This is a genomic window from Georgenia sp. Z1491, from assembly GCF_057652395.1.
In genome coordinates, this window is sequence record NZ_CM172729.1 from 1,331,821 (window position 1) to 1,343,468 (window position 11,648).

Consider the following 11,648-nt stretch of genomic DNA (forward strand, 5'->3'; position numbering starts at 1 on the left):
CGCGTCAGAGCTTGCGCAGGAGCATGCGGTGCATCCGGTGCTCGCCGTCCTTGGTGATGACGAGCTTGGCGCGGCTGCGGGTGGGCAGGATGTTCTGCTCGAGGTTCGGGGCGTTGATGGTCTCCCAGATGTGGGACGCGGTCGCCGCGCCCTCCTCGTCGTCGAGGTCGGCGTAGCGCCGGAAGTAGGAGTCCGGGACCGAGAACGCGGTCGAGCGCAGCTTGAGGAACCGGTCGATGTACCAGCGCCGCACGTCCGCTGTCCGGGCGTCCACGTAGATCGAGAAGTCGAAGAAGTCGCTCACCGCGAGCATGGAGGAGCGGTCGGCGGCAGGTCGCGCGGGCTGAAGGACGTTGAGCCCCTCGACGATGAGGATGTCGGGGTGGCGGACGACCTTCTGCTCGCCGGGCACGATGTCGTACGTCACGTGGTCGTAGACGGGCGTCGACGCCGACCGCGCGCCCGCCTTGACGGAGGCCATGAAACGCAGGAGCGCGCGCCGGTCGTAGGACTCGGGGAAGCCCTTGCGCCCGAGGAGCCCGCGCCGCTCGAGCTCGGCGTTGGGCAGCAGGAAGCCGTCGGTCGTCACGAGCTCGACCCGGGGCGTCTGGGGCCAGCGCCTGAGCAGCTCGCGCAGCAGCCGCGAGGTGGAGGACTTGCCCACGGCCACCGAGCCCGCCACGCCGATGACGAACGGCGTGCGGGTGTAGCTGCCGCCGAGGAAGTGCTCGGTGCCGGCGTGCAGGTGGTCGGTCGCCGCCACGTACTGCTGCAGCAGCGCGGACAACGGCCGGTAGACGACGTCGACCTCGGAGAGGTCCAGCGGGTCGCCCAGGCCGCGCAGGTTGACGACGTCGGCGTCGGTCAGCGGCAGCGGCGTGGTCTCGGCCAGGCGCGACCAGGACTCCCGGTCGAGCTCGGTGTAGGGGGTGAGGTGGCGCTCGTGAGCGGCGCCGTTCCGGGATCCGTGGTCGGTTCTCAGGTGATCCTCTGACACCCGGACATCCTGCCACCGGCTCGGCGGTTATCCTCGCTCCCATGTGTGGAATCGTCGGCTACGTCGGCCCGAACGTCCCGTCCGCCCGTCCGCTCGAGATCGCGATGGACGGTCTCGCGAGGCTCGAGTACCGCGGCTACGACTCCGCGGGGATCGCCCTGCACACGGGGTCCGAGATCGTGGTGCGCAAGCGCGCGGGGAAGCTGCAGAACCTCAGGGACGCGATCGAGCAGGATCCGGTGCCGGACGCGGTGGCCTCGCTGGGGCACACGCGGTGGGCGACGCACGGCGGGCCGACGGACGGCAACGCGCACCCGCACGTCGGGGGCGCCGGCGCGGTCGCCGTCATCCACAACGGCATCATCGAGAACTTCGCCCCGCTGCGTCGCGAGCTCCTCGAGGCCGGCGTGACGATGAGCTCCGAGACCGACACGGAGGTCGTCGCCCACCTGCTCGCCGACGCCTACGAGGGCGACCTCACGGCCGCGCTGCTCGCCGTCGTCGGTCGCCTCGAGGGCGCGTTCACGATCCTCGCCCAGCACCGCGACCAGCCCGGCACGATCGTGGGCGCGCGCCGGTCCTCCCCGTTGGTCGTCGGCCTCGGGGAGGGCGAGAACTTCCTCGGCTCGGACGTGTCCGCGTTCATCTCCGGCACCAAGGAGGCGCTCGAGCTCGGCGAGGACCAGGTCGTGACGATCACGCCCGACTCGGTCGACGTCGTCGGTTTCGACGGCACCCCGGCGCAGGGCCGCCGCTACACGGTGGACTGGGACGCCGCGGCCGCCGTCAAGGGCGGGTTCCCGACCTTCATGGACAAGGAGATCCACGACCAGCCGGCCGCCGTGCGGGACACGCTGCTCGGCCGCCGCGACGAGGAGGGCCGCCTGGTCCTCAACGAGATGCGGATCGAGGAGTCGGTCCTGCGCACCGTCGACAAGGTCATCATCATCGCCTGCGGCACGGCCGCCTACTCGGGCCACGTCGCCAAGTACGCGATCGAGCACTGGTGCCGCATCCCGTGCGAGGTCGAGCTCGCCAGCGAGTTCCGCTACCGCGACCCGGTGGTCACCGAGCGCACCCTCGTCGTCGCGATCTCCCAGTCCGGGGAGACCATGGACACCCTCATGGCCGTGCGCCACGCGCGCGAGCAGGGCTCGAAGGTCCTGGCGATCGTCAACACGTTCGGGTCCACGATCGCCCGCGAGGCGGACGCGGTGCTCTACACGCACGCCGGCCCCGAGATCGCGGTGGCGTCGACGAAGGCGTTCCTCGCCCAGATCACGGCCTGCTACCTGCTCGGCCTCTACCTCTCCCAGCTGCGGGGCAACAAGTACCCCGAGGAGGTCGCGGGCTACCTCGAGGAGCTCGCCGCGATGCCGGACAAGATCGCGGACGTGCTCGAGAAGGAGGAGGGCCGGGTCCGCGAGCTCGCCCGCTCGATGGCGGACACCCGGTCGGTGCTCTTCCTCGGCCGCCACGTCGGGTTCCCGGTCGCGCTCGAGGGGGCGCTCAAGCTCAAGGAGCTCGCCTACATCCACGCCGAGGGCTTCGCGGCCGGCGAGCTCAAGCACGGGCCGATCGCGCTCGTCGAGCCCGGCCAGCCCGTGTTCGTCGTCGTGCCCACCCCCCGGCGTCCGGTCCTGCACCAGAAGGTCCTGTCCAACATCCAGGAGGTGCGCGCCCGCGGCGCGCTGACGATCGTCGTCGCCGAGGAGGGGGACACCGCGGTCGAGGAGGTCGCGGAGCACGTCATCCGGGTGCCCCGGACGCCGACCCTCATGATGCCGCTGGTGACCACCGTGCCGCTGCAGATCTTCGCGTCCGAGGTGGCCGCGGCGAAGGGCCTCGACGTCGACCAGCCGCGCAACCTCGCCAAGTCCGTCACGGTCGAGTAGCGGGGCGCGCGGTGGCGGTGCGCTCCGTGGGGATCGACGTGTGCTCCGTGGACCGGTTCACGGCGGCGCTCGAGCGCTCCCCGCGGTTGCTGACGCGGCTTTTCACGCCCGACGAGCGCGACATGCCGCCCGCCTCGCTGGCCGCGCGGTTCGCGGCGAAGGAGGCCATCGCCAAGGCGCTCGGTGCGCCGAGGGGCATGCGGTGGCACGACTGCACCGTACGGCGGGTCACGGGCGGGGCGCCGCTCGTGGAGATCCGGGGCACCGTGGCGGCGCGCGCCGCCGAGCTCGGGATCGTCACCTGGCACCTGTCGATCTCGCACGACGCCGGTATCGCCGCAGCGGTGGCGATCGGGGAAGGGAACTGATGCGCGTCGCACTGACCGCCGCGGCCGTCCGCGCGCTCGAGGAGCCGCACCTTGCGGCCGGCGTGCCGCTGATGGAGCGGGCCGCCGGGGCCGTCGCCGCCGCCGTGGAGGCCGAGCTGCGCACCACCCGGAAGGACCTCACCGGATCGCGGGTCCTGGTCCTCGTGGGCTCGGGCGCCAACGGCGGCGACGCCCTGCTCGCCGCCGCCCGGCTGGCCGCCAAGGGGGTCGCGGTCGTCGCCCTCGCCGTGTCCGCCTCCGCGCACCCGCCGGGCCTCTACGCGGCGCGCACCGCGGGCGTCGACGTCCAGGCCGCTCCCGGCGCGGACCTGCCGGACGCCCGCGTGGCCGGCGACCTCGCCGGCCTCGCAGGCTGGGCCGAGCTCGTCGTCGACGGGATGGTCGGCACCGGGGCGACGGGCGGGCTGCGCGGGCCGGCGCTCGCCGTCGCCGAGGCCGTGCTGGCGGCCCCCAGGCGACCGGTCGTCGCGATCGACGTGCCGTCCGGGGTCGGCGTCGACGACGCGACGCTGCCCGGACCCGTGCTGCACGCCGACGTCACCGTGACGATGATCGCCGCCAAGCCCGCGCTGCTGCTCCCACCCGCCGCCGGCCGGGCCGGCCGCGTCGAGGTCGCCGACATCGGCGTGCCCCCGACCGGCGTCCCGCACGTCCTGGCCCCGGAGTGGAGGGACGTCGCGCGTTGCGTGCGCCCGCCCGCCTGGGACGACGACAAGTACTCCCGCGGCGTGCTCGGCGTCGTCGCAGGCTCCGAGGCCTTCCCCGGCGCCGCCGTGCTCACGGTCGCGGGAGCGCTGCGCACCGGCGTGGGCATGATCCGGCTCCTCGCCGGCCGCCGCGCGACCGACCTCGTGCTCGCCGCGCACCCGGAGGTCGTGGGCGTCGACGGGCGCGTCCAGGCACTCGTCGTGGGGCCGGGCACCGACTCCGGGACGGACCGCGACGCCCTCGCGCCGGCGCTCGAGCGGGCGCTGGGTGACGGAACGCCTGCCGTGGTCGACGCCGGGGCGCTGCCCCTCGTGCCCGAGATCGTCGCGCAGCCGGGCGGGGAGGAGCCGCCGGCCGTGCCGCTGGTCCTCACGCCGCACGCCGGCGAGGCCGCGCGCCTGCTGGGCACCCTGCGCGGCGGGGACGTGCCTCGCGCGGAGGTCGAGGAGGCGCCGGCCGCCGCTGCGACCGAGATCGCCGCGGCGACCGGTGCGGTCGTGCTGCTCAAGGGCGCCCGGACCGTCGTCGCCGGAGGCGGCCCGCTGCGGGTCGCCTCGGCCGGCGTGCCCTGGCTCGCCACCGCAGGCTCGGGCGACGTCCTCGCCGGCGTCCTCGGCGCCCTCCTCGCCACGGCCGCCGCCCGTGCGGAGAGCGACGGCAGGACGCTCGCCCCCGCCGAGCTCGCCGACGTCGCCGTCGCGGCCGCCCACCTCCACGGCACCGCCGGCCTGCGGGCCGCCGGTCCCGCGCCGGGCCGGCCGATCGTCGCCGGGGACGTCGCGGCGGCCCTCCCGGGCGTCGTCGCCGACCTCGTGGCCGGCCGGGACCCGGCGGCGGACAACGAGATCGACGCCGGCGGGCGCGGGCTGCTCAGCCGGTTCGGCCTGCGGTGAACGCCGCCTGGCACACTGTCGCGGTGACGAACGAGCAGGTGCCGTCCGCCGCGGGGCCGGGAGCGGACGCGCCCGGCCCGGACGAGCGCGGCACGGAAGCGCGCGGCAGCGACGCGGCGGGGGCGGCGACGGCCGGCTGGCCCGCGACCGCGCGGGTCGACCACGAGGCCCTCGCGCACAACCTCCGCGTGCTCCGGGACCGGGCCCGCGGCGCCGACGCGCTCACCGTCGTCAAGGCCGACGCCTACGGTCACGGCCTCCTGCCGGTCGCCCGCACGATGCTCCGCTCCGGGGCGACGCTGCTCGGCGTCGCCCAGCTCGCCGAGGCGCTCACCCTGCGCGCCGGCCTGGGCGGCCGCGGACGCATCCTCGCCTGGCTCTACGCCCCCGGGGCCCCGCTGGCCGACGCGCTCGACGCCGACATCGAGATCGGGATCAGCGCCCCCTGGATGCTCGACGAGCTCCTCGCCGCCGTGCGGGCCACCGGCCGGGTCGCGACGGTCCATCTCAAGCTCGACACCGGCATGGCCCGGAACGGCTACGCGCCCGCCCAGGTCGACGACCTCGCCGCCCGGCTCGGCCCGGCGGTCGCCGAGGGGGCGCTCCGCGTCGGCTCGACCTTCTCCCACCTCGCTAGCGCTGACGAGCCGGCGAGCGGCACGACCGAGCGGCAGACCGCCCTGTTCCTCGAGCTCGTCGGCCGCCTGAGGTCCGCCGGCGTCGACCCGGGCCCGCTGCACCTGGCCGCCTCGTCCGGCGTGCTGCTGCACCCGGCGACGCACCTGGACATGATCCGTCCGGGCATCGCGCTGTACGGCGTCTCGCCGGCCGAGGACGTCATCCCGGCCGCGGACCACGACCTGCGTCCGGCGATGACCGTGAGCGGGCGCCTGGTCCTCACGCGCGAGTCGCCGGAGGGGACGCCCGTCGGTTACGGGCACACCGCCCGGACGGAGCGGGACACGGTGCTCGGCCTCGTGCCGCTCGGCTACGCGGACGGCGTGCCGCGGGCCGCGTCGAACCAGGTGGCCCTGAGCGTCGCCGGACGTCGGGTGAACCAGGTCGGCCGGGTGAGCATGGACCAGGTCGTCGTGGACCTCGGACCGGGCGCGACGGACCGGCCGGGGGACGAGGTCGTCCTCTTCGGCGACCCGGCCCGTGGGGAGCCCTCCGCCTGGGAGTGGGCGCTCGCCTCGGGGACGATCGCCTACGAGACGCTCACCTCCGTCGGTGTCCGCGTCCCCCGCGTCCACGTGGGCGCCACCCGGGGCGTCGACGACGCCGCCGGGACCCACGGTGAGGTGAGCCCGCGATGACGCCACGGACCTGGAGCGCCGACGCGCCGACGACGGACGACACCAGGGCACTCGCCGGCCGCCTCGCCGCGCACCTGCGTGCGGGGGACCTCCTCGTGCTCAGCGGGCCGCTCGGCGCGGGCAAGACCACGTTCGTCCAGGGTCTCGGCGCCGCCCTCGGCGTCCGCGGCACCATCGCCTCCCCGACCTTCGTCATCGCGCGCGAGCACCCGCCGCTCGGCGACGGTCCCGGCCTCGTCCACGTCGACGCCTACCGGCTCGGCGGAGCCGGCGAGCTCGACGCGCTCGACCTCGACAGCTCCCTGGAGGAGTCGGTCACCGTCGTCGAGTGGGGCGGGGGCACGGCCGAGCCGCTCGCGGACAGCCGGCTGGACGTCGTGCTCACCCGGCCGGTCGGCGACACGCGCACGGCGGGCGGCATGAACTCGTCGGGCGGCACGAACACGGCGGGAGGCGCCGCCGCCGAGCAACCGGGCGACGCGGACGAGCTCGCCGACACCGACGAGCCGCGGCTCGTGGAGATCACTGCGCACGGCCCGCGCTGGGCCGGCGTCGATCTCTCCGACGTGACGGGCCCGCGGTGAGCAGGGCGCCGGTCGCCCTGCTCGTCCTGCTCCTGCTGGGGCTCCTCGCAGGACCGGCCGGTGCGGAGTCGGCGACCGAGTCGCCCACGGAGTCCGCCTCCGACGCCCCGGGCGAGCCGGACCCTGCGCTCGACGGTCTGCTCACGCTCCCGATGACCGTCGAGCGCTGGTTCACGGTCGAGGCCGAGGCGGTCGCGCGCTCAGGTGCGCCCACCGTGCTCGCCGACGTGGTGGGGGACCGGGGGGAGGAGGTCACCGTCGGGACGCCGCGACCGGTCCTCACGTGGACCCGCGAGCTGCTGGCGCAGGACGCCACCGGCCCCGTCGTCACCTCGACCCCCCGCGCCGTCGCGCCCGTGCTCCTCGACGAGCTGCCGGTCGGCGTCGTCGTCCTCGAGACAGGTACCGGCACCTACGGCGGCGAGGTCCGCGACGTGCCGGGGCTCGCGCCGGCCCTCGCTGCGCTCGACCCCGAGGTGGGCGTCGTCGAGGACACGCGGACCGGGGCCTGGTACGCGTACGCGCACGGGCGGGTCGCGCCCCTGGACGACAGGGCGGGCGCCATGCTCGCCGGCTCCGCCGACATCGCCGCGTACCTTCCCTTCCTCCTCGACCCGGAGCCGGTCGGCACGACGCCGGAGGACCGGGGGGACCCGGTGCGCTGGGTGGTCGTCGTCGGCGCGGTCGTGGTGGGCGGCGTGCTCGTCGCGGCCGGGCTCGCCGTGTGGCTGCGCGGCTCGGAGGACGACGACGAGGCGGTACCCCGGCCGGCCAAGGATCGGCTGCGCGCCCGCGTGCGCGCCGAGCTCCGCGAGGGCCGCCCGGGCAGGTGGAGCCACCGGGGCTGACGCGCGCCTACCCTGGGGCGCGTGCGCGTCCTCGTCATCGACACCTCCTCCCGCCCTGTCGCCGCGTGTATCGACGCGGTCGGCGGCGATGCCGCCTCGGCCCACCTGCTCGGGCACGTCCGCGGGGTGCACGACCGGCGGCACGCGGAGGAGCTGGCGCCCGCCGTCGCCGAGCTCGTGGGCGAGCACGGCACGCCGGACCTCGTCGTCGTCGGCACCGGGCCCGGACCGTTCACGGGTCTGCGCGTCGGCCTCGTCACGGCCCGCGCACTCGCCCGCGGATGGGGCGCCGCCCTGGCGGGGGTGCCCTCGCTCGACGCGGTGGCGCGCGACGCGCTCGACGACGCGCCGGGGGCCACGGTCGTCGTCGCCACCGACGCCCGGCGCCGCGAGGTCCACCACGGCCGGTACCGTGCGCGCGGCGCGCACGAGGTGGAGGTGCTGGCCGCCCCCGCCGTCGCCGCCCCCGCGGACGTCCGCCGCGAGCTGGAGCCGAACGACGTCGTCGTCGGGGAGATGGCGCCCGCCGTCACGGCGACGGACGACGGGACCGGGGACCACGGGGCCCGCGAGGTGGAGGCCGGGTCCTCCGGCGCCGGGTCCGCAGCCTTCCCCCTCGCCCTGGCGCGGCTCGCCCTCGCGCGGCTGGCCGCGGGCGAGGAGCTGCCGGCCGAGCCGCTGTACCTGCGTCGCCCGGACGCCGCGGTCCCCGCGCAGGTGCGGCCGTGACGTACCGCCTGCGGCCGCTGACCCGGGCGGACATCGACCGGGTCGCCGAGCTCGAGCCCGTCCTGTTCGGCCCGGACGACTGGTCGGCGGGCATCTACCGCACGGAGCTCGCGCAGCAGGGCCGGACGTACCTCGCGGCCGTCGACGACGAGGACCGGCTCGTCGCCTGGGCCGGCACCGCGGCGGGGGAGGAGACCCAGGTGATGACGGTCGGCGTCGACCCGGCGCACCGGCGTCGGGGGCTCGCGACCCGGCTGCTGGGCGAGCTGGTCGACCGGGCCCGACGCGCCGGCTCGCGCAGCGTCGTCCTCGAGGTGCGGGCCGACGACGACGGCGCCCGGGCACTCTACGAGCGGGCGGGCTTCGAGGCCGTCGGGATCAGACCCCGTTACTACCAGCGGTCCGGCCGCGACGCGGTGGTCATGCGGCTCGGTCTGGAGCCCGGGAAATAGCGCGAGAATTCCGTACGAAACTCCTCACGAAAATGTCTCTTGACCATTTCCGGACCCACCGGAAAGACGAGTTCGGGACCATTCGTCTCGCGTGCGGGGAAAGGCCCGACCCATCGAACCCCCGGGGTTAGGATCGCCCTCGTGACCACCACTGCAGCGCCGTCGAGGGCGCGGACAGCACGGAGGACCACGGTCGCCCTCAAGGTCGCGATGGCCGTCACGGGTGTCATCTTCGTGCTCTTCGTCCTGTCCCACATGTACGGCAACCTCAAGATGTTCCAGGGCGCCGAGGCGTTCGACGGGTATGCGCACTGGCTGCGTGAGGCGTTCTACCCGATCCTCCCGCACCAGGGGCTGCTGTGGCTCATGCGGGTCGCCCTGCTCGCGTCGCTGGTGGTCCATGCCGGGGCGGCGTTCGCGCTCTGGAAGAGGGCCCGGGGGGCCCGCACCACGCGCTACGTGAAGAAGCGCTCGCTGCAGCAGACCTACGCGTCGCGCACGATGCGCTGGGGCGGTGTCATCATCCTCGCCTTCGTCGTCTTCCACATCCTGCAGTTCACGACCATGACGATCGAGGTGGGCGGCTCGTTCGACAGCCCGTACCAGCGGATGGTCGAGGCGTTCCAGCCCGCGCACTGGTGGGTGTACGCGATCTACCTCGTCGCGATGGTCCTGCTCGCCCTCCACGTGCGCCACGGCGTGTGGTCGGCGCTGCAGACCTTCGGCCTGTCGACGAAGCGGCGCGAGGCGGCGTTCAACGGCATCGCGATCGTCGTCGCGCTCCTGCTCCTCGTCGGGTTCATGGCGACCCCGACGGCCATCCTTCTCGGCATCGTGAATTGAGGCGCCCCCGCATGACCGCAGTGATCAACGACCTGTACCGCGAGGGTGCGCCCATCGCTGACACCAGCGCCCCCGCCGGCCCCCTGGCCGAGAAGTGGGCGCAGCGCCAGTTCGGCGCCAAGCTCGTCAACCCCGCCAACCGGCGCAAGATCTCGGTCATCGTCGTCGGGACCGGTCTGGCCGGCGGCGCGGCCGCCGCGACCCTGGGCGAGGCCGGCTACCAGGTCAAGGCCTTCTGCTACCAGGACTCGCCGCGCCGCGCGCACTCGATCGCCGCGCAGGGCGGGATCAACGCAGCAAAGAACTACAAGAACGACGGCGACTCCGTCTACCGGCTCTTCTACGACACCGTGAAGGGCGGCGACTTCCGGTCGCGGGAGTCCAACGTCTACCGGCTCGCCGAGGTCTCGCGTCAGATCATCGACCAGTGCGTCGCGCAGGGCGTCCCGTTCGCCCGCGAGTACGGCGGCCTGCTCGACAACCGCTCGTTCGGCGGCGTCCAGGTCTCGCGGACGTTCTACGCGCGTGGCCAGACCGGGCAGCAGCTCCTCATCGGCGCCTACCAGGCGCTCGAGCGGCAGATCGGCGCCGGGTCCGTCGAGATGAACAGCCGGCACGAGATGCTCGAGCTCGTCGTCGTCGAGGGCCGTGCCCGCGGCATCATCGTGCGGGACATGATCACCGGCGAGATCGAGACCCATCTCGCCGACGCGGTGGTGCTCGCCTCCGGCGGCTACGGCAACGTGTTCTTCCTGTCGACCAACGCGATGGGCTGCAACGTCACGGCCACCTGGCGCGCGCACAAGAAGGGCGCCTACTTCGGCAACCCCTGCTACACGCAGATCCACCCCACGTGCATCCCGCAGACCGGCGACTACCAGTCCAAGCTCACGCTGATGAGCGAGTCGCTGCGCAACGACGGCCGCATCTGGGTGCCGAAGAACGCGCAGGACTGCACGAAGGACCCGCGCGAGATCCCCGAGGAGGACCGGGACTACTACCTCGAGCGGCTCTATCCCTCGTTCGGCAACCTCGTGCCTCGCGACATCGCGTCGCGCCAGGCGAAGAACATGTGCGACGAGGGACGCGGGGTCGGCCCGGAGGTCGACGGCGTGCGCCGTGGCGTGTACCTGGACTTCGCCGAGGCCATCGGCCGGATGGGCCGCGGCGCGGTGGAGTCCAAGTACGGCAACCTCTTCGACATGTACGAGCGCATCACGGGCGAGAACCCCTACGAGGTCCCGATGCGCATCTACCCGGCCGTCCACTACACGATGGGCGGGCTGTGGGTCGACTACGACCTCCAGTCCTCGATCCCCGGCCTGTTCGTCGCGGGCGAGGCCAACTTCTCCGACCACGGGGCCAACCGCCTCGGTGCGTCGGCGCTCATGCAGGGTCTCGCGGACGGCTACTTCGTCCTGCCGAACACCATCAACGACTACCTCGCGGACCACCACGGCGCGCCGGTGCCCGAGGACCACCCCGACGTCGTCGCGGCCGCGGACCAGGTGCGTGAGCGCGTGGCCCACTTCCTTTCCAACGACGGTTCGCGCTCGGTGGACTCCTTCCACAAGGAGCTCGGCACCATCATGTGGGAGTACTGCGGGATGGAGCGCACCGAGGAGGGCCTGCGGACGGCGATCGACAAGATCCGGGCGCTGCGCGAGGAGTTCTGGCGCGACGTCAAGGTCACGGGGAGGAACGAGGAGCTGAACCAGTCGCTGGAGAAGGCCGGCCGCGTGGCCGACTTCTTCGAGCTGGGCGAGCTCATGTGCATCGACGCCCTGCACCGCAGGGAGTCGTGCGGCGGGCACTTCCGTGCCGAGTCGCAGACCGAGGAGGGGGAGGCCCTGCGCCACGACGACGAGTTCGCGTACGTCGCGGCCTGGGAGCACGGCGCGGACGGCGTCCCGGTGCTCCACAAGGAGGACCTCACCTATGAGTACGTCGAGATGAAGCAGCGGAGCTACAAGTGAAGATCACCATCAACGCCT

General features: G+C 74.0%; 11 protein-coding genes. 10 read left to right on the forward strand and 1 reads right to left on the reverse strand.

Annotated elements, in window-relative coordinates:
• Positions 1 to 4: 4 nt before the first annotated feature.
• Positions 5 to 982, reverse strand: coding sequence for a type I pantothenate kinase (gene coaA / locus AC24HA_RS06280; RefSeq protein ID WP_425708382.1), 978 nt, complete (start codon positions 980 to 982; stop codon positions 5 to 7).
• 56 nt (positions 983 to 1,038) lie between these two features.
• On the opposite strand from coaA, the gene glmS reads away from it, so the two are divergent.
• The 10 genes from glmS to AC24HA_RS06330 all read left to right on the forward strand — a co-directional run bounded on the left by glmS (position 1,039) and on the right by AC24HA_RS06330 (position 11,630).
• Complete coding sequence (gene glmS, locus AC24HA_RS06285; RefSeq protein WP_425708304.1) at positions 1,039 to 2,892, forward strand: glutamine--fructose-6-phosphate transaminase (isomerizing); 1,854 nt, start codon at positions 1,039 to 1,041, stop codon at positions 2,890 to 2,892.
• A gap of 26 nt (positions 2,893 to 2,918) precedes the next feature.
• Positions 2,919 to 3,260, forward strand: coding sequence for a holo-ACP synthase (locus AC24HA_RS06290; protein WP_425708303.1), 342 nt, complete (start codon positions 2,919 to 2,921; stop codon positions 3,258 to 3,260).
• Positions 3,260 to 4,882 carry an NAD(P)H-hydrate epimerase gene (locus tag AC24HA_RS06295; protein WP_425708302.1) on the forward strand — a complete coding sequence of 541 codons (1,623 nt, stop codon included), beginning with the start codon at positions 3,260 to 3,262 and terminating at the stop codon, positions 4,880 to 4,882. The genes AC24HA_RS06290 and AC24HA_RS06295 overlap by 1 nt, the downstream gene beginning before the upstream one ends.
• A gap of 23 nt (positions 4,883 to 4,905) precedes the next feature.
• Positions 4,906 to 6,198 (forward strand): alanine racemase, encoded by a 1,293-nt coding sequence (alr, locus tag AC24HA_RS06300; protein WP_425708301.1) that lies wholly within the window; start codon positions 4,906 to 4,908, stop codon positions 6,196 to 6,198.
• Positions 6,195 to 6,782, forward strand: a complete 588-nt coding sequence (gene tsaE / locus AC24HA_RS06305; RefSeq protein WP_425708300.1) for a tRNA (adenosine(37)-N6)-threonylcarbamoyltransferase complex ATPase subunit type 1 TsaE — start codon at positions 6,195 to 6,197, stop codon at positions 6,780 to 6,782. The genes alr and tsaE overlap by 4 nt, the downstream gene beginning before the upstream one ends.
• Entirely contained in the window at positions 6,779 to 7,630 is an 852-nt protein-coding gene (locus AC24HA_RS06310) for a hypothetical protein (protein WP_425708299.1), read from the forward strand. The genes tsaE and AC24HA_RS06310 overlap by 4 nt, the downstream gene beginning before the upstream one ends.
• 21 nt (positions 7,631 to 7,651) lie before the next feature.
• Positions 7,652 to 8,359 (forward strand): tRNA (adenosine(37)-N6)-threonylcarbamoyltransferase complex dimerization subunit type 1 TsaB, encoded by a 708-nt coding sequence (tsaB, locus tag AC24HA_RS06315; RefSeq protein WP_425708298.1) that lies wholly within the window; start codon positions 7,652 to 7,654, stop codon positions 8,357 to 8,359.
• On the forward strand, positions 8,356 to 8,811 hold the full coding sequence (rimI, locus tag AC24HA_RS06320; RefSeq protein ID WP_425708297.1) for a ribosomal protein S18-alanine N-acetyltransferase: 456 nt from the start codon (positions 8,356 to 8,358) through the stop codon (positions 8,809 to 8,811). Before tsaB ends, rimI begins: the two co-directional genes overlap by 4 nt.
• 141 nt (positions 8,812 to 8,952) lie before the next feature.
• A complete protein-coding gene (locus tag AC24HA_RS06325) occupies positions 8,953 to 9,654 on the forward strand; it encodes a succinate dehydrogenase cytochrome b subunit (protein WP_425708296.1) in 702 nt (233 codons plus the stop codon).
• A gap of 11 nt (positions 9,655 to 9,665) precedes the next feature.
• Entirely contained in the window at positions 9,666 to 11,630 is a 1,965-nt protein-coding gene (locus AC24HA_RS06330; protein WP_425708295.1) for a fumarate reductase/succinate dehydrogenase flavoprotein subunit, read from the forward strand.
• Positions 11,631 to 11,648: the final 18 nt, after the last annotated feature.

Excerpts from the sequence above, each read along its gene's own strand:
- glmS (WP_425708304.1), top strand. The coding sequence starts at position 1,039 with ATGTGTGGAATCGTCGGCTACGTCGGCCCGAACGTCCCGTCCGCCCGT.
- AC24HA_RS06295 (WP_425708302.1), top strand. The coding sequence starts at position 3,260 with ATGCGCGTCGCACTGACCGCCGCGGCCGTCCGCGCGCTCGAGGAGCCG.
- tsaE (WP_425708300.1), top strand. The coding sequence starts at position 6,195 with ATGACGCCACGGACCTGGAGCGCCGACGCGCCGACGACGGACGACACC.
- AC24HA_RS06330 (WP_425708295.1), top strand. The coding sequence starts at position 9,666 with ATGACCGCAGTGATCAACGACCTGTACCGCGAGGGTGCGCCCATCGCT.